A 23,846-nucleotide genomic window follows, 5' to 3' on the forward strand; every position below is an offset into this window, starting at 1 on the left:
ATGGACCAAAGACCCACCCCCACCACCACCAACACACCAACGCCGCGGCACCATGATGCCCCGGCGCCGATACACCCGCGCCCAAGCACAAGCCCGCTACATCAACGTCCTCCGCCGTATCAACACCGAAGCCCTCACCACCAACGGCGAAGAACTCACCCCACCCGACGACACACCCCCGTTCTGAGCAGACCGTAAGCTGCCCGGGTGGCCGAGCCCCCGATCTCACCGCAGCTGAGCCTCCCCACTCAGATCTGGCGTTTCCTGGTCACCGGTGGACTCGCGGCCGTCGTCGACTTCGGCCTGTATGTAGCCCTGCTGGCTGTCGGACTGCACGTCAACGTCGCCAAGACACTCAGCTTCGTCGCGGGCACCACCACGGCCTACCTGATCAATCGCCGTTGGACCTTCCAGGCGCCGCCGAGCACCGCGCGCTTCATCGCCGTCGTCGTTCTGTACGCGATCACCTATGCAGTCCAGGTCGGCATCAACTATGTGCTCTACATGGAATGGGAAGATCAGGCCTGGCAGGTGCCGGTCGCGTTCGTCATCGCCCAGGGCACCGCGACGGTCATCAACTTCATCGTCCAGCGCACAGTGATCTTCCGGCTCCGCTGAATGACCGGCTCCTACCGGTACCCTCTGTGACGATGTTTGGCACCGAAGTTCCGACAACCCCGCGACGGCTGACCGGCTGGGGTCGCACTGCGCCGACCGTGGCGCACGTCTTGTCGACGCCAGACCCCGAGCTCATCGCGACGGCCGTCACGCGCGCCGCCGAGCAGGGTGGTCGCGGCGTCCTGGCGCGCGGGCTGGGCCGCTCCTACGGCGACAACGCCCAGAACGGCGGCGGCCTGGTCATCGACATGACCGCCCTCAACCGAATCCACACGATCAACTCCGACGACGCGCTCGTCGACGTCGACGCCGGGGTCAACCTCGACCAACTCATGCGCGCCGCGCTGCCCCTGGGTCTGTGGGTGCCGGTGCTGCCGGGCACCCGCCAGGTCACCGTCGGCGGCGCCATCGCCTGCGACATTCACGGCAAGAACCACCACAGTGCGGGCAGCTTCGGCAACCACGTGCGCTCCATCGATCTGCTGACCGCCGACGGACAGGTTCGGCACCTGACCCCGACTGGCCCGGAAAGCGAGCTGTTCTGGGCCACCGTCGGCGGCAACGGCCTGACCGGCATCATCCTGCGCGCAACGATCGCGATGACGCCCACGGAGACCGCGTACTTCATCGCCGACGGTGACGTCACCGGCAGTCTCGACGAGACCATCGCCTTCCACAGCGACGGGACCGAGGACAACTACACGTACTCGAGTGCGTGGTTCGACGCGATCAGCGCACCGCCGAAGTTAGGCCGGGCGGTGATCTCCCGCGGCTCGCTGGCGACGCTCGATCAGCTACCCGCCAAGCTCCGCAAAGAGCCACTGAAATTCGATGCGCCGCAATACTTCACAGCACCGGACGTGTTCCCCAACGGCCTGGGCAACAAGTACACCTTCGGTGCCATGACCGAACTGTGGTACCGGACCGGCAAGACCTACCGCGGCAAAGCTCAGAATCTGACGCAGTTCTACCACCCGCTCGACATGGTCGGCGAATGGAACCGCGCCTACGGTAAAGTCGGTTTCGCGCAATACCAATTCGTCGTGCCGACCGAAGCCGTCGACGAGTTCAAACGCATCATGGTCGACATCCAGCGCTCGGGACACCCGTCGTTCCTCAACGTGTTCAAGCTCTTCGGACCGGGCAACGACGCCCCGCTGAGCTTCCCGATCCCCGGTTGGAACGTCTGCGTCGACTTTCAGATCACGCCCGGGCTCAACGCGTTCCTCAACGGTCTCGACAAACGGGTGCTGGAGTTCGGCGGCCGGCTCTACACCGCCAAGGATTCCCGCACCACTGCCGACACCTTCCACGCCATGTACCCGCGCATCGACGAATGGATCTCGGTGCGCCGCAAGGTCGATCCCGACGGGGTCTTCGCCTCCGACATGGCCCGACGACTGGAGCTGCTCTAGATGGTTTTCGACGCGACGGGTAACCCGCAGACGATCCTGCTGCTCGGCGGCACCTCCGAGATCGGTCTGGCGATCTGCGAACGCTACCTGCGCAACGCCAAAGCCCGTGTGGTGCTGGCCTGCATGCCCGCCGACCCGCTGCGCGACGCTGCCAAACAGCAACTCGAACAGGCCGGGGCCAAAGAGGTCGAGATCGTCGACTTCGACGCCGTCGACACCGACAGCCACCCCAACGTGATCGCACAGGCTGCGAGTACCGGGGACATAGATGTCGCCATCGTCGCGTTCGGCCTCCTCGGCGACGCCGAGGAACTGTGGCAGAACCAGCGCAAGGCCGTCCAGATCGCCGAGATCAACTACACCGCAGCGGTTTCGGTCGGCGTGCTGCTGGCCGAGAAGATGCGGGCACAGGGCTTCGGTCAGATCATCGCGATGAGTTCGGCAGCCGGTGAACGGGTCCGCCGCTCGAACTTCGTCTACGGCTCCACCAAGGCCGGTCTCGACGGCTTCTACCTGGGTCTCGGAGAAGCCCTGCGCGAGTACGGTGTTCGGGTTCTCGTCATCCGTCCCGGACAGGTGCGCACCCGGATGAGCGCGCATGTCAAGGAAGCACCGCTGACCGTCGACAAGGAGTACGTCGCCGAGCTGGCGGTCACGTCCGCGGCCAAGGGCAAAGAGCTGGTGTGGGCTCCCGGCGCCTTCCGCTACGTGATGATGGTGCTGCGTCACATCCCGCGGCCGATCTTCCGCAAGCTTCCCATCTGATGCGTAGCGCCCTGGCCGCGCCGGCGAAAGTGGCCGGCCAGATGGTCGTCGCCGCGGCGGTTGCGGTGGCGGTCGCGGTGGTCAGCCTCCTCGCGATCGCCCGCGTCGAGTGGCCCGCCTACAACTCGTCGAACCAGCTGCACGCACTGACCACCGTCGGGCAGGTCGGCTGTCTGGCCGGCCTGCTGGCCAGCGGACTGCTGTGGCGCCGCGGCCGACGCACCCCTGCCCGCGCCGGGGCGCTGCTGTTCCTGGCCGCGTTCTCGGTCGTCACGTTGGCGATGCCGCTGGGCGCCACCCGGCTGTATCTGTTCGGCATTTCCGTCGACCAGCAGTTCCGCACCGAATACCTGACGCGCCTTGCCGATTCGCCGACGCTGAACGACATGACCTACATCGGTCTGCCGCCGTTCTACCCGCCGGGGTGGTTCTGGCTCGGCGGCCGCCTGGCCGCGCTCACCGGCACGCCCGCGTGGGAAATGTTCAAGCCCTGGTCGATCATCTCCATCACGATCGCCATCGTGCTGGCACTGGTGCTGTGGGCCGCGATGATCCGCTTCGAGTACGCCCTGGTGGTGTCCACGGCGACGGCAGCGGCGGCACTGGCTTACTCCCCCGCCGAGCCCTACGCCGCGATCATCGCGGTGCTGCTGCCGCCGGTGTTCGTGCTGGCGTGGTCGGGGCTGCGCGGCGGGAGCAGACACGGGGGCTGGGCCGCGGTCATCGGCACCGGCATCTTCCTGGGCGTCGCCGCGCTGTTCTACACGCTGCTGTTGGCCTACGCCGCGCTGACGCTGACCGTGATGGCGCTCCTTGTCGCTGCGTCCCGCAGGCATTGGGAGCCGCTGCTGCGACTGGCGGCCATCGCCGGCATCTCCGGGCTGATCGCGCTGATCGGATGGGGGCCCTACCTGCTGGCCGCGGCGCGCGGCACCCCGGCCGAAACCGGCACGGCCCAGCACTACCTGCCCAAGGACGGTGCCGAACTGTCCTTCCCGATGCTGCAGTTCACCCTGCTCGGCGCGCTGTGCATGCTCGGCACGGTGTGGCTGGTCGTGTACGCGCGCAGTTCCGCAAGAGCGGGCGCGCTGGGTGTGGCGGTCCTGACCGTCTATCTGTGGTCGCTGCTGTCGATGCTGACCACGCTGGTGGGCACCACGCTGCTGTCGTTCCGACTGCAGCCCACGCTGACGATCCTGCTGGCCGCCGCCGGGGCGTTCGGCTTCATCGAGGTGACGCGCGCCGCCGCGGCACGGGTGCAACGGACCAACGCCGGCAAGGTGGTGGCCGTGGCCACCGCGATCGGCGCGCTGGGCGCGGTCACGTTCAGCCAGGACATCCCCGACGTGCTGCGCTCCGACATTGTCGTCGCCTACACCGACACCGACGGCTACGGCGAGCGCGCCGACCGCCGCCCGCCCGGCGCCGAGCAGTACTACCGCGAAGTCGACGCCCGCATCCAGGAGGTGACCGGCAAACCACGCAACGAGACCGTGGTGCTGACCGCCGACTACAGCTTCCTGTCCTTCTATCCCTACTACGGCTTCCAGGGACTCACGTCGCACTATGCGAACCCACTGGCCCAGTTCGAGCAGCGGGCCGCAGCGATCGAGAGCTGGGCCAGGCTCGAGGACGCCGACGCATTCATCGAGGCGCTCGACGCCCTGCCCTGGGAGCCGCCGACGGTGTTCCTGATGCGCCGCGGCGCCAACGACACGCTGACCCTGCGGCTGGCCGAGGACGTCTACCCCAACCAGCCCAATGTGCGTCGCTACCACGTGTCGCTCGACGACGCGCTGTTCGACGATCCGCGCTTCGACGTGTCCACGATCGGCCCATTTGTGCTGGCCATCCGCAAGCCAATTACCATCTAGCCCCGTGGTGCGACAGCCTCAGTCGGCGGAGCCGGCGCCTGGAACGGGCGTGAACCACCGCACCGCGCGGCTCATCGCGATCGTCGCGGGCCTGCTGGGCACGCTCCTGGCCATCGCCACGCCGTTCCTTCCGGTCACCCAGACCACCGCGCAGCTCAACTGGCCGCAGAACGAGGTCCTTGCCAGCGTTGACGCCCCGCTGATCGGGTACGTGGCCACGGACCTCACGATCACGGTGCCGTGCAGCGTCGCGGCCGGCCTGGACCGGCCGGGCCGCACCGTCCTGCTCTCCACCGTGCCGAAGCAGGCGCCCAAGGCCGTCGACCGCGGGCTGCTCATCGAACGCGTCAACAACGACCTGCTGGTCATCGTGCGCAACACCCCCGTGGTCAGTGCTCCGCTGGACGCCGTGTTGAGTCCCGACTGCCGCGAGCTGACGTTCACCGCGCGCGCCGACAAGGTGACCGGCGAGTTCGTCGGCCTGACCCAGGGACAGGCCAGCGACACCGCGGAGAACCCCGACGAACCGCTGCGCGGCGAACGCAGCGGCTACGACTTCCGGCCCCAGATCGTCGGCGTCTTCACCGACCTGTCCGGACCCGCCCCGCCGGGCCTGCAGTTCTCGGCGACCATCGACTCCCGCTACAGCACCACCCCGACGCTGCTGAAGCTGCTCGCGATGATCATCGGCGTCACGATGACGCTGGTCTCCCTGGGTGCGCTGCATGTGCTCGACCGCGCCGACGGCCGCCGCCACAAGCGGTTCCTGCCGTCCCGCTGGTGGTCGTTCTCCCCATTGGACGGCCTGGTCGCCGCGGTGCTGGTGTGGTGGCATTTCGTCGGCGCCAACACCGCCGACGACGGCTACATCCTGACCATGGCCCGGGTGTCCGAGAACGCCGGATATATGGCCAACTACTACCGCTGGTTCGGCACCCCCGAAGCTCCCGTCGGCTGGTACTACGACCTGCTGGCGCTGTGGGCGCACGTGAGTACGGCCAGCGTGTGGATGCGCCTGCCGACGCTGCTGATGGCGCTGGCCTGCTGGTGGCTGATCAGCCGGGAGGTCATCCCCCGCCTGGGGTCGGCGGTCAAACACAGCCGCGCCGCCGCATGGACCGCCGCCGGCGTGTTCCTGGCGTTCTGGCTCCCGCTCAACAACGGTCTGCGACCCGAGCCGATCATCGCCCTGGGCATCCTGCTGACCTGGTGCTCGGTCGAGCGCGGCGTGGCCACCAGCCGGCTGCTTCCGGTGGCCGTCGCGATCATCATCGGGGCACTCACGCTGTTCTCGGGGCCCACCGGCATCGCCGCGATCGGTGCGCTGCTGGTTGCGGTCGGACCCCTGAAAACGATTGTGACCGCCCATGTCTCCCGATTCGGGTACTGGGCGCTGCTGGCTCCGATCGCCGCCGCCGGGACCGTCACGATCTTCCTGATCTTCCGCGACCAGACATTGGCCGCCGAACTGGACGCCACCAGCTTCAAATCGGCCGTCGGCCCCAGCCTGGCCTGGTTCGACGAACACATCCGCTACTCACGGCTGTTCACCACCAGTCCCGACGGCTCGGTGGCCCGCCGCTTCGCCGTCCTGACACTGCTGCTCGCGCTGGCCGCGTCGATCGCGATGACACTGCGGCGCGGCCGGATCCCGGGCACCGCGAAAGGCCCGAGCCAACGCATCATCGGCATCACCGTCATCTCGATCCTGGCGATGATGTTCACCCCCACCAAGTGGACCCACCACTTCGGGGTGTTCGCCGGTCTGGCCGGCAGCCTCGGCGCGCTGGCGGCGGTCGCCGTCTCCGCGGCCGCGATGCGTTCCCGGCGCAACCGCACGGTCTTCGCGGCGGCGGTGCTGTTCGTCACCGCGATCTCGTTCGCCACCGTCAACGGCTGGTGGTACGTCTCCAACTTCGGTGTGCCCTGGTCGAATTCGTTCCCCGAGTGGCGGTTCGGCTTCACGACCATCCTGCTCGGCCTCTCGGTCGTGGCACTGCTGGTGGCCGCGTGGTTCCACTTCTCCGGCCGCGACGGCTCCCCGACCAACGGCGGACGACGATGGCGGCCGGTGGCGCAGGCGCCGCTGGCGATCGTGACGTGGGCGCTGGTCACCTTCGAAGTGGTGTCGCTGACCGTCGCCATGGTCGGCCAGTACCCGGCGTGGACGGTGGGGCGCTCCAACCTGGAGGCGCTCACCGGAAAGACCTGCGGCATGGCCGAAGACGTGATGGTCGAACAAGACCCCACCGCCGGGTTGCTGACCCCCATCGGCGTGCCACCCGGCGAGGCGCTGGGTGCTGAGCTCTCAGAAGGATTCGGCCCCAACGGGATTCCGTCGGACGTCTCCGCCGACCCGGTGATGGAGCAACCCGGCTCGGACAACTTCGCCGACAGCGACAGCGGTGTGGTGACCGGCAGTGAAGCCGGCACCGAAGGCGGCACCACTGCCGCGGCCGGTGTCAACGGCTCCCGGGCGCGCCTGCCCTACGGACTGGACCCGGCACGGACCCCGGTGCTGGGCAGCTGGCGGGCCGCCACCCAGCAGCCCGCGTCGCTGCGCTCGGCCTGGTACCGGCTGCCCGACGGCTGGAGCGAACGGGACCGCACCGACTCGCTGCTCGTGATCGCCGCCGCAGGCCGGTTCGATCCCGGCGAAGTGGTGGTGCAGTGGGCCCGCGCCGACGGCGAACCGGCGGGCAGCGTCGAGTTCGCCGACGTCGGCGCCGCCCCCGCGTGGCGCAACCTGCGGGCCCCACTCACCGCGATCCCCGCCGAGGCCACCCAGATCCGCGTCGTCGCCAACGACGACGACCTGGACCCGCAGCACTGGATCGCCGTCACCCCGCCGCGCATCCCGACCTTGCGGACGCTGCAGGACGTCGTCGGCTCGGAAGATCCGGTGCTGCTGGACTGGCTCGTCGGGCTGGCCTTCCCGTGCCAGCGGCCGTTCGGCCACCGCAACGGCGTCATCGAGGTGCCCAAGTGGCGGATCATGCCCGACCGGTTCGGCGCCGAAGCCAACTCGCCGGTCATGGACTACCTCGGCGGAGGCCCGCTCGGCATCACCGAACTGCTCGTGCGCGCCGTCTCGGTGCCCACCTACCTCAAGCACGACTGGTTCCGCGACTGGGGCGCGCTGCAGCAGCTCATGCCGTATTACCCCGACGCCGAACCGGCCCGATTGGATCTCGGTTCGGCAACGCGCAGCGGCCTGTGGAGCCCGGCGCCGCTGCGCCTCAGCTGACTCCGTCTACCATCGAGCCTCGTGCCTGCCCCGTCTGCCCGTCTCGTCGCGTTCATCGCGGGGCTCCTGGGGATGGCGCTGTGCGCGGTGACTCCGCTGCTGCCGGTCACCCAGACCACCGCCTCGATCAACTGGCCGCAGTCCGTCGACGACGACGGCTTCGTCAGCGACGTCACCGCCCCGCTGGTGTCGGGCGCGCCGCGCTCCCTGACAGTGACCATCCCGTGCCGGGCGGTGGCCAGCATGCCGGCCGACGGCGGCGTCGTGTTCTCGACCATCCCGGCCGGCGGCATCGACGCCGGCCGCAACGGGCTGTTCGTCCGGGCCAACGACGACGTCGTCTACGTCGCGTTCCGCGACACCGTGGCCGCGGTCGCACCGCGCGCCGACGTCGACGCCGGGGCCTGCAACGAGCTGCGCATCTGGGCCGACGTCGCCGCCGTCGGCGCGGACTTCGTCGGAATCCCCGGTGCGACCGGCACGCTGAGCGTCGACAAACGTCCCCAGGTCGCGGGCGCGTTCACCGACCTCGAGGTCGGCATGGACGCCGGGCTGTCCGCGCACGTCGACGTCGACACCCGGTTCATCACCTCACCCACCGCGCTGAAGACCGCGGTGATGGTGCTCGGTGTGCTGTGTGTGCTCGCCTCGATCGTCGCGCTTGCCGTACTCGACCGCACCGCGGGCCGCCGGCCGCGCGCCCTCCGTCGACGTGTCGGCCTGTCGACCTGGCTGACCGACGCCGGTGTCGTCGGCGCGCTGCTCGTGTGGCATGTGGTGGGGCCGCAGTCCTCCGACGACGGCTACAACGCGACCATCGCCCGGGTGTCGTCGGAAGCCGGCTACCTGACCAACTACTTCCGTTACTTCGGGGCATCCGAGGCCCCGTTCGACTGGTATCAGGGCGTGCTCGCGCAGCTGGCGTCGATCAGTACCGCGAGCGTGTGGATGCGCCTGCCCGCCACGCTGGCCGCGATCGGGACGTGGTTGATCATCAGCCGGTTCGTCCTGCCGCGTCTGGGCCGGCGCATCGCCGACAACAAGGTCGCGGTCTGGACCGCCGCAGCGGTGTTCCTGGCCGCGTGGCTGCCGTTCAACAACGGTCTGCGCCCCGAACCGCTCATCGCGTTCGCCACCGTCGCGGTGTGGATGCTCGTCGAGATCACCATCGGGACGCGGCGGCTGTGGCCGGCCGCCGTCGCGATCGTCGTCGCGATGTTCGCCGTCACGCTGGCCCCGCAGGGACTCGTCGCGCTGGCGCCCCTGCTGGCCGGCGCACGCGCGGTCGCGCGACTGATCGCCGCCCGCCGTGCCACCGACGGACTCGGGGCGACGCTGACCCCGCTGCTCGCCGCCGCCTCCCTGGTGTTCGTCATCGTGTTCCGCGACCAGACGCTAGCCACCGTCGCCGAATCGGTGCGCATCAAGTACGTCGTCGGCCCCACGATCCCCTGGTACCAGGAGTTCCTGCGCTACTACTTCCTGACCGTCGAGGACAGTGTCGACGGCTCACTGAGCCGGCGCTTCGCGGTACTGGTCCTGCTGCTGTGCCTGTTCGGCGTGATCATGGTGCTGCTGCGGCGCGGCGCCGTGCCCGGTGCCCTCAGCGCGCCGCTGTGGCGGCTCGTCGGCACCACCGCGGTCGGACTGCTGCTGCTCACGTTGACCCCCACCAAGTGGGCCATCCAATTCGGCGCGTTCGCGGGGCTGGCCGGCGCTCTGGGTGGTGTCACCGCGTTCGCGTTCGCCCGCGTCGGACTGCACTCGCGCCGCAACCTCGCGCTGTACGTCACCGCGCTGCTGTTCGTACTGGCCTGGGCCACATCGGGGATCAACGGCTGGTTCTACGTCGGCAACTACGGCGTGCCGTGGTTCGACAAGCAGCCGGTGATCTTCAGCTACCCGGTGACGACGATCTTCCTGGTGCTGGCCATCGCGGGCGGACTGCTCGCGGGCTGGCTGCACTTCCGCATCGACTACGCCGGTCACACCCAGGTCGCCGACACCGGACGCAACCGCGCGCTGGCGTCCACCCCGCTGCTGATCGTCGCCACCATCATGGTGGTGCTCGAGCTCGGTTCGATGGTCAAAGCCACCGTCGGCCGCTACCCCGTCTACACGACCGGCGCGGCCAACCTCGCCGCGCTGAGTTCGGACACCAGCTGCGCGATGGCCGACGACGTCCTCGTCGAAGCCGACACCAACGCCGGACTCCTCGAACCGGTCCCCGGACAGCGGTACGGCGAGTACGGGCCGCTGGGCGGCGAGAACCCCGTCGGCTTCACCCCGAACGGCGTCAGCGACACCCTCGAGCCCGCCGAGCCGGTCGCCGCCAACCCCGGCACGGTGAACTCCGACGGGCCGGTCGACAAGCCCAACATCGGCGTCGGCTACGCCGCCGGGACCGGCGGCGGCTACGGCCCCGAAGGCGTCAACGGGTCACGGGTGTTCCTGCCGTTCGGGCTGGACCCGGACCGGGTGCCGGTCATGGGCAGCTTCGACGAGAACACCATCGCGGCCGAGGCCACCTCGGCGTGGTACCAGCTGCCACCGCGCACCGCCGATCGTCCGCTGGTGACCGTCGCCGCGGCCGGCGCCATCTGGTACTACGAGGAAGACGGCTCCTTCAACTACGGCCAGTCCCTGAAACTGCAGTGGGGTGTGCACCGCCCCGACGGCTCCTACCAAGCGCTCGACGAAGTGCAGCCGATCGACATCTTCCAGCAGAAGGCGTGGCGCAATCTGCGCTTCCCGCTGTCGTGGGCGCCGCCGGAGGCCAACGTGGTGCGCATCGTCGCCGACGACCCGAACCTGTCCGAGGACCAGTGGTTCGCGTTCACGGCGCCGCGGGTGCCGGTGCTGGAGACCGCCAGCGAGTACCTGGGCTCGGAGACCCCGGTCCTGATGGACATCGCGACGGCGGCGAACTTCCCGTGCCAGCGGCCGTTCTCCCAGCATCTCGGGGTCGCCGAGCTGCCGGAATACCGGATCCTGCCGAACTTCAAGCAGATGGTGGCGTCGTCGAACCAGTGGCAGTCCGCCGAGGACGGCGGCCCGTTCCTGTTCATCCAGGCGCTGCTGCGCACCGCGACGATCCCGACCTATCTGCGCGACGACTGGTACCGCGACTGGGGTTCGATCGAGCGCTACCTGCGCGTGGTGCCGGAGGACCGGGCACCTGACGCGGCGATCGAGGAGGGAACGACGCGAGTGTTCGGCTGGAGTCGCGGCGGACCGATCAGGGCGCTGCCGTGAACGGCAGATCGGGTGTAGCCGTGAACGGCAAATCGGGTGTAGCCGTGAACGACGTGAAGACGGCGCGGTGGGTCGCCACGATCGCCGGTCTGCTCGGGATGCTGCTGGCCGTCGCGACTCCGCTGCTGCCCGTCACGCAGACGACCGCGACGCTGAACTGGCCGCAGCAGGGCGAGCTGAACAACGTCACCGCGCCGCTGATCTCGCAGGCGCCGGTGGACCTGACCGCGACCATCCCGTGCGAGGTGGTGGCCGGCATGCCCGCCGACGGCGGACTGGTGCTGGGCACGGCCCCTGCCGAGGGCCGTGACGCGGCGTTGAACGCGATGCTGGTCACCGTCAACGAGTCGCGGGTCGACGTGATCGTCCGCAACGTCGTGGTGGCCAGTGTCGACCGCGACCGCATCGGCGGATGCTCGACCATCGAGATCACCTCGAACCTCGACGGCACCTACGCCGAGTTCGTCGGGCTCATCCAGGATTCGGGTGAGGACGCCGGCTCCCCGCAGCGCACCGGCTACCCGGACCCGAACCTGCGGCCCGCGATCGTCGGCGTCTTCACCGACCTCGTCGGGCCCGCCCCGCCCGGCCTGTCGTTGTCGGCGACCATCGACACCCGCTTCACCACCCAGCCGACCACGCTGAAGCTCCTCGCCATCCTGCTCGCGATCGCGTCCACAGCGATCGCCCTGATGGCGCTGTGGCGCCTGGACCGTCTCGACGGGCGGCGCATGCAGCGCCTCATCCCGACGCGCTGGCGCACCGTCACCGCGGTCGACGGCGTCGTGGTCGGCGGGTTCGCGCTCTGGTACGTGATCGGCGCCAACTCGTCGGACGACGGCTACATCCTGGGCATGGCCCGGGTCGCCGAACATGCGGGCTACATGTCGAACTACTTCCGCTGGTTCGGCAGCCCGGAGGACCCCTTCGGCTGGTATTACAACCTGCTGGCATTGATGACCCAGGTCAGCACCGCCAGTATCTGGATGCGCCTGCCGGATCTGATCTGCTCGCTGATCTGCTGGCTGCTGCTGTCGCGCGAGGTGCTGCCCCGGCTGGGTCCCGCGGTGGTGGCCAGTCGTCCCGCGCTGTGGGCGGCCGGTCTGGTGCTGCTCGGCGCGTGGATGCCGTTCAACAACGGGCTGCGCCCCGAAGGCCAGATCGCGACCGGCGCGCTGGTCACCTATGTGCTGATCGAACGCGCCATCCGGTCGGGACGACTGACCCCGGCCGCGTTCGCGATCATCACCGCGGCGTTCACTCTCGGCATCCAGCCGACCGGTCTGATCGCGGTGGCCGCGCTGGTCGCCGGCGGCCGGCCCATCCTGCGCATCCTGATGCGACGTCGACAGTGGGTGGGCACGTGGCCGTTGGTGGCGCCGCTGCTGGCCGCGGGCACCGTCGTGCTGGCCGTGGTGTTCGCCGACCAGACATTCGCGACGGTGTTGGAAGCCACCAGGATTCGCACCGCGATCGGCCCCAGCCAGGAGTGGTACACCGAGAACCTGCGGTACTACTACCTGATCCTGCCGACGGTCGACGGCGCGATCGCACGCCGCTTCGCGTTCCTGTTCACCGCCCTGTGCCTGTTCCCGTCGCTGTTCATGATGCTGCGGCGCAAGCGAGTTCCCGGCGTCGCCCGCGGCCCGGCCTGGCGGCTGATGGGCGTCATCTTCGCCACCATCTTCTTCCTGATGTTCACCCCGACCAAGTGGGTGCACCACTTCGGGTTGTTCGCCGCGGTCGGCGGCGCGATGGCCGCCCTGGCGACGGTGCTGGTGTCACGCACCGTGCTGCGCTCCGCGCGCAACCGGATGGCATTCCTGGCGGCCGTGCTGTTCGTCCTGGCGCTGTGCTTCGCGTCGACCAACGGCTGGTGGTACGTCTCGAATTTCGGTGTGCCCTTCAACAATTCGGTGCCGCAGCTCGGCGGTGTCACCGTCAGCGCGGTGTTCTTCGCACTGTTCGTCGTTGCCGCGGTGTGGGCGTTCCTGCTGCATCTCTCCCCCGACCGGGGCGCCCGCCTGGCCGACAAGGTGACCGCGGCGCCGATCCCGATCGCCGCGGGATTCATGGTCGTGGTGTTCGTGGCGTCGATGGCCATGGGGGTGGTCCGTCAGTACCCGACGTACTCGAACGGCTGGGCCAACATCCGCGCGTTCGCCGGGGGCTGCGGTCTGGCCGACGACGTTCTGGTCGAGCCCGATTCCAATGCCGGTTTCCTGCAACCATTCCCAGGCGATTACGGTGAGCTCGGCCCGCTCGGCGGATCGGACCCGATGGGCTTCTCCCCCGACGGTGTCCCCGATCGGATCATCGCCGAGGCCATCCGGCTGAACAATCCGCAGCCGGGCACCGACTACGACTGGAACCGGCCGATCGAGCTGTCACGGCCGGGAGTCAACGGATCCACCGTGCCGCTGCCCTACGGGCTGGATCCGGCGCGCGTTCCGGTCGCCGGCACGTATTCCGAAGGGTCCCAACAGGAAAGCAGGCTCGCCTCGGCGTGGTACGAACTGCCGGCACCTGACGAAGCGCATCCGCTGGTGGTGATCACCGCTGCGGGGACGATCGCCGGGCAGAGCGTCGCCGAAGGGGTCACCTCAGGGCAGACGGTCGCCCTGGAGTACGCGCTCCCCGGTCCCGACGGTGCGCCGGTGCCCGCCGGTCGCGTCGACCCGTACGACATCGGCCCGACGCCGTCCTGGCGCAATCTGCGTTATCCCCGCGAGGCGATCCCGGCGGACGCGGTCGCGGTGCGGGTGGTCGCCGAGGATCTCAACCTCGGTCAGGGCGACTGGATCGCGGTGACACCGCCGCGCGTGCCCGAGCTGCGCTCGGTGCAGGAGTACGTCGGCTCGGAGCAGCCGGTGCTGATGGACTGGGCCGTCGGACTGATCTTCCCGTGCCAGCAACCGATGCTGCACGCCAACGGCGTCACCGAGGTGCCGAAGTTCCGGATCTCGCCGGATTACAGCGCCAAGCTGCAGAGCACCGACACGTGGCAGGACGGCATCAACGGCGGCCTGCTCGGGATCACCGACCTGTTGCTGCGGGCATCGGTGATGTCGACCTATCTGTCGCAGGACTGGGGACAGGACTGGGGGTCGCTGCGCCGCTTCGACACGATCGTCGACGCCGAGCCTGCGGAGATCGAGCTGGGCGAATCCACCCACTCGGGGCTGTACTCACCCGGGCCGATCCGGATCCAACCGTAACCCTGCCGAAATTGCATTCCACGCGCGTCAAACTGCGAAAACTTCACGTGGAATGCAAGTTCGGCGAAGTTATGGCGTCTTGTCGTTGGCCGACGGGTCGGCGTTCTCCTGCAGGATGTCGTTGTGGCAGTCGACCTGGCTCTGCCCCGTCTGCTCCATGCACACCAGCACGGGGGTGCCTGCGTCGGACGCGGGTTGCGCTGTGGGATGGGCGATCTCACCGGAATACAAGGACCACAGCGGTGCGCCCGACGACGCCATCCGCGCACAGTAGGCCGGCTCACCGCGTTCGGTGACGCCCGCGGCGCCCAGCGTGGCGCAGTCGGCGCCGACGACCACCACCGGCAGCGTCACCCCCGCCGGAGTCGCGGTGGTGGCTTCGTTGCGGCCTTCGCGGCGTTCGTACTGCGCCAACAAGACCACCGCAGCGACCGCGGTCACGGCCAGCACCGCCGCCGCCGCGACCGCGACCCAGCGCCGACGGGATTTCGCCGCAGGGGCCGCCGGGGCGACCGGGGAATACACCGTCGCCTCCGGGTCGGCGGTCGGTGTGGCCAGCCCGACACCGCTGCGGTGGGCCAGCGCACGGGCGAAATCGACGCATCGATCGAACCGCTCGGCCGGCAACTTGGCCAGCGCCTTCCCGAAAACCGTTCCCAAGGAAGACAATTCGGGACGGTGGTCGGCGATCGACGGCGGCTGGGCGGTCAGGTGCCGACTGATCACGATGGCCGGGTTCTCGTGCTTGAACGGCGGTGAACCGGTCAGCAGCTGAAACGCGGTGGCAGCGAGTGCGTACTGGTCGGCGCGGCCGTCGATCTGCTCGTCGGCGGTCAGCTGCTCGGGCGCGCAGTAGGCGACTGTGCCCACCGTCATGTTCGTGCCCGTCAACGCACTGACCTCACCCACGCGGCGTGCGATACCGAAGTCGGCCAGCATGATCCGCTCGTTCTCGGTTTCCGGATCGGCTATCAGGATGTTGGCCGGTTTCACGTCGCGGTGCAGCAGCCCCTGCTGATGCGCGTAGTCCAGCGCCTCCCCCACCGCCATCACGATCCGCGCCACCAGCGCCGGCGGCATCCCGTCGGGGTAGCGGTCGGCCAGCAGCTGCGCGGCGTCGGTCCCCTCGACGTGGTCCATGGAGATCCACAGCCGGCCCTCGAACTCGCCACGGTCATGCACCGCGACGATGTGCGGGTGCCACAGCGTGGCGGCGATGTCAGCCTCGCGGTTGAAACGCTCGCGGTACTCATCGTCGGCGCACACACTGGCCGAGAGCACCTTCAAGGCGTCGTAGCGGGGCAGTCGTGGATGCTTGGCCAGGTACACCTCGCCCATGCCGCCCGCTCCCAAGAGCCGCGCGATCGTGTAGCCCGAGATCACCTCGCCGTCGCTGAGCGGCATGGGCGGAATCCTATGCCGTATGGCGCCGTCTGTCAGGGACGATCGGTCGGAGCGCCCAGGTACGGGAAATCGGGCAGCAGACCGGTCGGCGCGCTCAGACCGGAGAAGCTCTTCTGTCCGTTGGTCAGGAACTTCGACCGGTAATCGGCGACATCGTCGGTGAGCGTGCGGCCGTTGGGGTACTTCACCGGCTTGGACGGGTTGTAGGTCAACATGTCCGGCAGGGTGCCTTCGGCCTCGATCGCCGCAACCGCGTCGTCGCGGGTGTAGCCGCCGGTTTCGGCCATCAGCTCGATCAGCTGCGCCATCCAGCGCGCGCGGTCCTGGTTCGGTTCACCCGCGCTGTATTCGGCCAGCTCCTCTTCGGTGGTGAAGAAGCCGCTGACCCACGGGTGCCCGACACGGTCTGCGTGCACCCACTCGCCGTCGCGCAACAGGCTGCAGCGCGCCCAGATCCGCACGTCCGGTGCCGCGCCGAGGTAAGCCGTGGGCAGCTCCACCGCCATCGCCAGCACGTTGGTGTCGGCGAACGACGCGTCGGAGCGCACACCGGCGAACAGCGAGTACGAACCGGACTGCCACATCCGCGGGGTCTCGTCGAAAGACACCTCGACGTCACCGAAGATCCGCGAGCCCGCCGCGGCGTCGACGCGCGCGTCGGCCTGCAACGCCAGGTAGACGTCGACGCGTTGCTTGGGCGCCGCCTCGCTGCCGAACGTCTCACTGAAGACGAAGTTGAACGCGATGTCGTTGCGCAGATCGCCGTCGTTGTCGATGGCGATGCGATAGACCGCGCCCGGACACATCGCGCCCGCCTCCGGGTTGGCGGTGAGGATCAGCACCGTGCGGCTGGGGTCTTTTGGGGAGGCAAAGACGTACAGGTCGCACAAATCCAGCCGCGGGTCACCCAGCGGCGCGCCTCGTCGGAGCCCGGTGAAATCAGTCGACACAGGCTTCATCCAACCGCACCGCGACTACTAGATCGGGGTCAGGCCGTGTTTGCGCTGCACACGGCTGATTTGCTTGTCGCGGAGCAGGTGCAGCGACTTGCGCAGCAGCAGCCGGGTCTGGTGCGGCTCGATGACCCCGTCGATGAAGCCGCGCTCGGCAGCCACCCACGGCACGGCCATCGTGGCGTTGTAGCCCTCGATGAAGTCGGCCTTGATCTTCTGCACCTCGGGCGCGTTCGGGTCCGGGAACCGCTTGACCAGAAGCTGCGCGGCGCCCTCGGCCCCGATCACCGCGATCCGGGCTGTCGGCCACGCGAAGTTGAAGTCCGCGGTCAGCTGCTTGGAACCCATCACCGCGTACGCACCGCCGTAGGACTTGCGGATGGTGATGGTGATCTTCGGGACGTCGGCCTCCACGACGGCGTTGAGGAAGCGGCCACCGCGCTTGATGATGCCGCCCTTCTCCTGCTGCACGCCGGGCATGAATCCGGGCGTGTCGACGACGAACACCAGCGGGGTGTTGAACGAATCGCAGAACCGCACGAACCTGGCCGCCTTGTCGGAGGCCTCGTTGTCGATGGCACCGGACATGTACATCGGCTGGTTGGCGATCACGCCGACCGGGCGCCCGTCGACGCGCGCGAACGCGGTGATGATCGCCGGCCCGGATTGCTCGCCGACCTGGAACACGTCGCCGTCGTCGAAGATCCGCAGCAGGATCTCCATCATGTCGTAGGCCTGGTTGTCGGAGTCCGGCACGATCGAGTCCAGCTCCAGATCGTGCGGGGTGATCTCCGGTTCCAGGCCGGGGTTGACGATCGGCGGGTCGTCGAACGTGTTGGCCGGCAGAAAGCTCAGGTAGTCGCGCACGTACTGGAACGCCGCGGCCTCGGACTCGACGACCTGGTGGATGTTGCCGTACCGGGCCTGGGCCTCGGCCCCGCCCAGCTCGTCGAGGGTGACCTCCTCACCGGTGACGTCCTTGATGACGTCGGGACCGGTGACGAACATGTAGCCCTGGTCGCGCACCGCGACGATCAGGTCGGTCTGGATGGGCGAGTACACCGCACCACCGGCGCACTTGCCGAAGATCAGCGAGATCTCGGGCACCAGGCCGCGCAGCAGTTCGTGGCGGCGGCCCAGCTCGGCGTACCAGGCCAGCGACGTCGCGGTGTCCTGGATGCGCGCGCCGGCCGAGTCGTTGATCCCGATGATCGGGCAGCCGACCATCGCGACCCACTCCATCAGCCGCGCGACCTTGCGGCCGAACATCTCGCCGACCGAGCCCTGGAAGACCGTCTGGTCGTGGCTGAACACCCCGACCGGGCGGCCGTTGATGGTGCCGTGGCCGGTGACCACGCCGTCGCCGAACAACGCGTCCGGATCGCCGGGTGTCTTGGCCAGCGCCCCGATCTCGAGGAAGCTGCCCGGGTCCAGCAGCGAGTGGATGCGCTCACGCGCGCTCGGGATGCCCTTCTTGGCGCGCTTGGCGATCGCCTTCTCGCCGCCCGGCTCCTTGGCCTGTTCGAGCTTCTCGCGCAGTTCGGCGAGCAGCTCGGCCGTGGTCTTCGTCGTCACTTGCTTTCACCCTCGATCGCGTTGATGGCCGCGCTCATGTGTGCACCGACTTTTGCAATGTACGGCTCGTCGATGGCCTGGATGTGCTCGCCCCCGATCGGCACCACCTCGAGCTCGCTGACGAATTCACCCCAGCCGCCGTCGGGTTGGCGGATGCCGTAGCGCGGCTCGAAGAAGATCGCGTCGTCGTGGTACCGGTCGGCCATGTACAGGGTCACGTGACCGTCGTAAGGCTTGATTTCTGCGGTCTCGAGGAGGCGATTGTCCAGGTAGGACGTGCGCTGGTGCTCGATGATTCCGCCGGGGATGTCCACGCCGCTCTGCTTGACCGCGTCGAGGATGAACTGCACCTGGCCCTCGTCGTCGAGCTCCTCGAGCTGCTCGTAGGGAATCGGCGGCACGTCGACGTTGAAGGTGCGCTGAGCGAACAGCGCGTAGCGGTCCCAGCGGGCCCGGGTCTCCTCCTGGGTCTGCGGGATCTCTTCGCCGGGACGCACGGTGTCGATCAACCCGACGAAGCGGACATCGCAGCCGTTCTGTTTGAGCCCGAGCGCGCAGGCATAGGCCAGCGCCCCGCCCAACGACCAGCCGGCCAGGATGTACGGGCCTTTGCCCTGGATCTCCATCAGCTTGGGCACGTACTGCGCGGCGCGCTCCTCGACGGATCCCTCGACACGCTCGAGGCCGAAGATCGGGGTGTCGGCCGGCAACCGCTTCATCAACGGCTCGTAGACCACCGTCGAACCACCGGCGGGGTGGAACACGAACACCGGGACCTGGTCCGAACCCTCTTGGCGGGGACGCAGGGTGCGCACGAACCCGTCGACCACTCCGGCGTCCATCAGGTCACGCACGATCGTCGCCAGCTGCTCGATGGTGCGGGCACCGGTGACCTGCTCGGCGGTGATGGTGCCGTCGGCACGTTCGGACAGTCGCGCCGCCATCTTCTCGGCGGTGTCCCCGGACAGGGCCGGCAGCTCGTTGAAGATGCCGCCCGGTGACTTGCCGGTCACGATCGCCCACGTCGCGAACGTCATGCGCTCGGCGGCGTCGCGAGGCGGCACGTCGGCGCCCAGCGCCTCGGTGACGGCCTCCTGGGTCAGCACCTTCGCGGCCGCCTTCGCCGCGGACGCCTTGGCAGCGTCGGGCGTCGGTCCGCTCGGGTCGGTCGGCGGCGGTGGGATCGGCGGGCCGTCCTGGGTGCTCGGCTCGGCCTGCGGATCGGGCACCGCAGTGGTGGCCGTCGTGAGGTTCGCACCGGACATCACCGCGGCCTGCTCGGCGGCCTGCTCGGCGTCGGCTTCCCCCAAGGGATGACCGGCCTCGGCCAGCTTGGCCTCCAGCTCGGCGACCGTGCTGGCGCCGCCCATCAACTCGGCCTGGGCAGCCGCGATCTCCTCGGCGCTCATGCCCTTCTGCGACTCGGCGATCTGGTCGACCTCGTCGCGGTGCTCGATCGCGTAGGTGATCAGCTTCTCGACGGCGTACAGGTTCGCGTCGCGCACGGCGGTGAGCTGGATCGGCGGCAAATCGAAGTCGTACTCGACGCGGTTCTTGATCCGCACCGCCATCAGCGAATCCAGTCCCAGCTCGATCAGCGGCACCTCCCACGGGAGGTCCTCGGGCGCGTAACCCATGGCACCGCCGACGATCGCGCCGAGCCGGTCGGCGATCGTCTCACCGGAGTCCGGCGACCACTTCGCGAAGCCCGCGGCCAGACCGGCGCCGGCGGTGAGGTTGTCCTGCAGGATGGCCGGAGCCGCGTCAGCGGCGACATCAGAGTCAGCGTCGACTTCCACCGGCGCCTGGGCGACCGGTGATCCCTCGGCGACGGTGCCGGCACCCACTGCCGTCGGCAGCGCGGACTGCGCCCCGGCGCGGGTGACGATCGCGTCGTAGACCAGGGTGAACGATTCCTCGATCCGAGCGTGCACCTGCACGCTCGCTCCGCCCGGGTGCCGGGTCAGGGTGGTCACCAGCCGCGCGTCGTCGGCGGGCACCGCCCGCTGTTCCGAAGCGGTCAACTTGGCATCCGGAAGCACTGCTGCCGCAGCGGCTTTCACCAACGCTGCGAGCGCCTGCCCGTCCACGGGCCCGCGCGCGCTGTACTCCCACACGTGCCGGCCGTCGGGGGTGGCGACGTGGTTGCCCGGCATGATCGACGAGCTGTCGCCGGTGAATCTGACGTCGAGCCAGTGCGGCTTGCGCTTGAACCGGGTCGGCGGTATGTCGGCGAAATCCAGTGCCCCGCCTAGGCCCCGCGACCGGCGCGGGAACAGGGTGCGGAAGTCCAGATCGTGGCCGTACACGAACAGGTGCGCCATGGCCGTGGTCATCGAGTCGACCTCGTCCTGCTTGCGCGCCAGCGTCGGAATCAGTTGCGCGTCATGCAGACCCGTGGCTGCGGTGGTCAGACCCACCTGCATCAGCGCCACCGGGTTGGGCGCCAGCTCCAGGAAGGTGGTGTGCCCGTTCTCCACGGCATTGCGGATGCCGTGGGTGAAGTACACGCTGTGGCGCAGACCCTTCTTCCAGTAGTCGACGTCGTGGATGGCGTCGGATCCGGCGCGGACCAGGCTGCCCTCGTGGACCGTCGAGTAGTAGGGCACCTGCACCGGACGCGCCTCGATGCCCTGCAGTTCGGCGGCCAGTTCGCCCAGCAGCGGATCCATCTGGGAGGTGTGGCTGGCGCCCTTGGTCTGGAACTTGCGGGCGAACTTCCCCTCGGACTCGGCGCGCGCGATGATCGCGTCCACCTGGTCGGGGGGGCCGCCGATGACGGTCTGGCTGGGCGCGGCGTAGACGCACACCTCGAGGTTCTTGAAATCCGAGAACACCGTCTCGATCTCCTCGGCCGAGTACTCGACCAACGCCATCAGCCGGATGTACTCGCCGAACAGCATGGCCTCGCCCTCACCCATCAGGTGCGAGCGCGAACAGATCGTGCGGGTGGCGTCCTCCAGCGACAGACCGCCGGAGAAGTACGCCGCGGCCGCCTCACCCAGCGACTGTCCGATGAGCGCACCAGGTTTCGCCCCGTGCGCCTTGAGGAGTTCGCCGAGCGCGATCTGGATCGCGAAGATGACCAGCTGCACCTTCTCGATCGGGAGCTCGGTGGTCTCGTCGGTGTAGTCGATCGCGTCGTCGAGGATGAGCTCGACGATCGAGTGCCCGCGCTCGTCCTGGATGAGGCTGTCCACCTTGTTGATCCACTCGGCGAACGTCTCGTTGCGCAGATACAGGCTCTTGGCCATCTTGCGGTGCTGCGCACCGAAACCGGCCAGCACCCACACCGGGCCGTTGGTGACGGGTCCGTCGGCGGCGATGACGGTCGGGTGCGGCTTGCCCTCGGCCAGGGCACGCAGCCCGGTGATGGCCTCGTCGTGGTCGTGGGCGAGCACCACCGCGCGGGAGCGGCCGTGGTTGCGCCGCGACAGCGAACGACCGATCGACTCCAGCGACGACGCCCGCCCCGCGGGGCTGTCGATCCAGCCGGCCAGCTCGGCCGCGGCGGCGCGCTTGCGCGAGGTCAGGAACCCTGAAACCGCAAGAGGGACAACCGGAGTGGGCGGGTTCTCGGCGTCGGCGGCGGCCAGCTCCTCGCGGGCAACCTCGAGCAGGCGCAGCGCCTCGTCGGTCAGGCCCGGCAGTTCCGGCTCGTCGTCACCCACGACGCCGTAGAACTCGGGGTCGCGCGCGTCGTCGCCGAACTCGTCCTCGTCGTCGTCCTCCACCAACATGCCGCCGACGTAGACGGCGGGCTTGCTGTCACCGGCCGGGGTGACCACGGCCACCTCGGGTTCGGGCGCGGGCTCCACCAGGTCCGACGGCAGCACCTCGCGGACCACCAGATGCGCGTTCGCGCCGCCGAACCCGAAGCCCGAGACCCCGGCGATCGCGTGACCGCTGTAGCGCGGCCAGTCGCTGGCGGCGTCGACGACCCGGAGGCGTTCGGCGTCGAAGTCGATGTACGGGTTGGGCCCCGCGTAGTTGATCGACGGCGGAATCTTGTTGCGGGACAACGATAATGCCACCTTGGCGAGGCTCGCCGCGCCGGCGGCCGACTCCAGGTGGCCGATGTTCGATTTCACCGCGCCCAGCAGAGCCGGCTTGTCGGCGGCGCGACCCCGGCCGACGACCCGGCCCAGCGCGTCGGCCTCGATCGGGTCACCCAAGATGGTGCCCGTGCCGTGGGCCTCGACATAGTCGACGGTGCGGGGGTTGACGCCGGCGTCCTTGTACGCCTTGCGCAGCACCGCTTCCTGCGCGTCGGGGTTCGGCGCGAGCATGCCGTTGGAGCGGCCGTCATGGTTGACCGCGCCGCCGGCGATGACCGCCAGGATCTCGTCGCCGTCGCGGCGGGCGTCGGCGAGGCGCTTGAGCACCACCATGCCGCCGCCCTCGGAGCGGGCGTAGCCGTCGGCGTCGCTGGAGAACGACTTGATCCGGCCGTCCGGGGCCAGCACGCCGCCGACCTCGTCGAAGCCCAGCGTCACCAGCGGGGTGATCAACGCGTTGACGCCACCGGCGACCACCACGTCGGCGTCGCCTGCGCGCAGGGCCTTGACGCCTTCGTGCACCGCGACCAGCGAGGACGAGCACGCGGTGTCGATGGCCATCGACGGGCCGCGGAAGTCGTAGAAGTACGAGACCCGGTTGGCGATCACCGCACTCGAGTTACCGGTGATCGCGTACGGGTGCGCGACGGCCGGGTCGGCGACCGACATGAACATGTAGTCGTTGGTCGAGCTGCCGATGAAGACGCCGACGTTCTCGCCGCGCAGGCTCGAGGCGGGAATCCTGGCGTGCTCCAACGCTTCCCACGTCAGCTCCAGCGCCATCCGCTGCTGGGGGTCGATGTTGTCGGCTTCCATCTTCGACAGCGCGAAGAACTCCGAGTCGAAACCCTTGATGTCGGACAGGTAGCCACCGCGGGTGCGCGCCTTGGCCACCCGCTCGGCCACGCGGGGCTCGGACAGGAACTCCGACCAACGCCCTTCGGGCAGGTCGGTGATCGCATCGCGGCCCTCGAGGAGCGCCTCCCACATCTGGTCGGGGGTGTTCATGTCGCCCGGGAAGCGGGTGCCCACGCCCACGATCGCGATGTTCAGCCGGCCTTCGTCACCGTCGCGGGACCAGTCCTCGGCCTCGAGCGCCTCGGTGTCCTGTTCCGGCTCGCCCTCGACGATGACGGTGGCCAGCGACTCGATGGTCGGATGGCGGAAGGCGACCGTCGCGGTCAGCGTGACACCGGTGAGGTCCTCGATGTCGCTGGCCATCGCGACCGCGTCACGCGACGACAGGCCCAGCTCCACCATCGGAGCCGATTCGCTGATCGAGTCCGGTGACTGACCCGTGGCGTTGCCGATCCAGTTGCGCAGCCACTCGCGCATCTCGGCGACGCTCAGATCGGGCCCGTTCTTGGGCGCCGCGGGCGAAACCGAATCCTGCGGTTCAGTCATGTTCAGATAACCTCACGATCGGCGACCGGGTCGGTCGCCGTTTGGCGTTGATGGAGTTGA

The 23,846-nt window shown here is 68.9% G+C and carries 11 protein-coding genes and 1 pseudogene; 8 read left to right on the top strand and 4 right to left on the bottom strand.

What is annotated here, in order from left to right; genetic code table 11:
* From ACQI46_RS25075 to ACQI46_RS25110, 8 genes and pseudogenes are all read left to right on the top strand, one after another.
* A pseudogene (locus ACQI46_RS25075) lies at positions 1 to 187 on the top strand (HNH endonuclease signature motif containing protein); the annotation flags it as partial.
* 35 nt (positions 188 to 222) lie between these two features.
* Positions 223 to 618 carry a GtrA family protein gene (locus tag ACQI46_RS25080; RefSeq protein WP_427096791.1) on the top strand — a complete coding sequence of 132 codons (396 nt, stop codon included), beginning with the start codon at positions 223 to 225 and terminating at the stop codon, positions 616 to 618.
* 32 nt (positions 619 to 650) lie between these two features.
* Positions 651 to 2,033 (top strand): FAD-binding protein, encoded by a 1,383-nt coding sequence (locus ACQI46_RS25085; protein WP_427096759.1) that lies wholly within the window; start codon positions 651 to 653, stop codon positions 2,031 to 2,033.
* Positions 2,034 to 2,798, top strand: coding sequence for a decaprenylphospho-beta-D-erythro-pentofuranosid-2-ulose 2-reductase (locus tag ACQI46_RS25090; RefSeq protein ID WP_427096760.1), 765 nt, complete (start codon positions 2,034 to 2,036; stop codon positions 2,796 to 2,798). It abuts the gene before it with no gap.
* Positions 2,798 to 4,672, top strand: a complete 1,875-nt coding sequence (locus tag ACQI46_RS25095; RefSeq protein ID WP_427096761.1) for a galactan 5-O-arabinofuranosyltransferase — start codon at positions 2,798 to 2,800, stop codon at positions 4,670 to 4,672. The genes ACQI46_RS25090 and ACQI46_RS25095 overlap by 1 nt, the downstream gene beginning before the upstream one ends.
* A 4-nt stretch (positions 4,673 to 4,676) precedes the next feature.
* Complete coding sequence (locus ACQI46_RS25100) at positions 4,677 to 7,919, top strand: arabinosyltransferase domain-containing protein (RefSeq protein ID WP_427096762.1); 3,243 nt, start codon at positions 4,677 to 4,679, stop codon at positions 7,917 to 7,919.
* Positions 7,920 to 7,991: 72 nt separating this feature from the next.
* A complete protein-coding gene (locus ACQI46_RS25105) occupies positions 7,992 to 11,174 on the top strand; it encodes an arabinosyltransferase domain-containing protein (RefSeq protein WP_427096792.1) in 3,183 nt (1,060 codons plus the stop codon).
* Positions 11,175 to 11,272: 98 nt separating this feature from the next.
* Positions 11,273 to 14,392, top strand: a complete 3,120-nt coding sequence (locus ACQI46_RS25110; protein ID WP_427096793.1) for an arabinosyltransferase domain-containing protein — start codon at positions 11,273 to 11,275, stop codon at positions 14,390 to 14,392.
* A gap of 69 nt (positions 14,393 to 14,461) precedes the next feature.
* On the opposite strand, the gene ACQI46_RS25115 is transcribed toward ACQI46_RS25110, so the two are convergent.
* From ACQI46_RS25115 to pks13, 4 genes are read right to left on the bottom strand one after another with little or no spacing between them, the layout of a single operon-like run.
* Complete coding sequence (locus ACQI46_RS25115; protein ID WP_427096763.1) at positions 14,462 to 15,796, bottom strand: serine/threonine-protein kinase; 1,335 nt, start codon at positions 15,794 to 15,796, stop codon at positions 14,462 to 14,464.
* A gap of 32 nt (positions 15,797 to 15,828) precedes the next feature.
* Positions 15,829 to 16,746, bottom strand: a complete 918-nt coding sequence (locus tag ACQI46_RS25120; RefSeq protein ID WP_427096794.1) for a DUF4331 family protein — start codon at positions 16,744 to 16,746, stop codon at positions 15,829 to 15,831.
* Between the two features lie 27 nt (positions 16,747 to 16,773).
* Entirely contained in the window at positions 16,774 to 18,324 is a 1,551-nt protein-coding gene (locus ACQI46_RS25125; RefSeq protein ID WP_427096764.1) for an acyl-CoA carboxylase subunit beta, read from the bottom strand.
* Positions 18,321 to 23,786: a polyketide synthase Pks13 gene (gene pks13 / locus ACQI46_RS25130; protein WP_427096765.1), complete on the bottom strand. Its 5,466-nt coding sequence runs from the start codon at positions 23,784 to 23,786 to the stop codon at positions 18,321 to 18,323. Before pks13 ends, ACQI46_RS25125 begins: the two co-directional genes overlap by 4 nt.
* Positions 23,787 to 23,846: the final 60 nt, after the last annotated feature.

The organism is Mycobacterium sp. SMC-4, assembly GCF_050205565.1.
Taxonomy (GTDB): Bacteria; Actinomycetota; Actinomycetes; order Mycobacteriales; family Mycobacteriaceae; genus Mycobacterium.

Excerpts from the sequence above, each read along its gene's own strand:
- ACQI46_RS25085 (WP_427096759.1), top strand. The coding sequence starts at position 651 with ATGTTTGGCACCGAAGTTCCGACAACCCCGCGACGGCTGACCGGCTGG.
- ACQI46_RS25090 (WP_427096760.1), top strand. The coding sequence starts at position 2,034 with ATGGTTTTCGACGCGACGGGTAACCCGCAGACGATCCTGCTGCTCGGC.
- ACQI46_RS25095 (WP_427096761.1), top strand. The coding sequence starts at position 2,798 with ATGCGTAGCGCCCTGGCCGCGCCGGCGAAAGTGGCCGGCCAGATGGTC.
- ACQI46_RS25105 (WP_427096792.1), top strand. The coding sequence starts at position 7,992 with ATGGCGCTGTGCGCGGTGACTCCGCTGCTGCCGGTCACCCAGACCACC.
- ACQI46_RS25110 (WP_427096793.1), top strand. The coding sequence starts at position 11,273 with ATGCTGCTGGCCGTCGCGACTCCGCTGCTGCCCGTCACGCAGACGACC.
- ACQI46_RS25115 (WP_427096763.1), bottom strand. The coding sequence starts at position 15,796 with ATGCCGCTCAGCGACGGCGAGGTGATCTCGGGCTACACGATCGCGCGG.
- pks13 (WP_427096765.1), bottom strand. The coding sequence starts at position 23,786 with ATGACTGAACCGCAGGATTCGGTTTCGCCCGCGGCGCCCAAGAACGGG.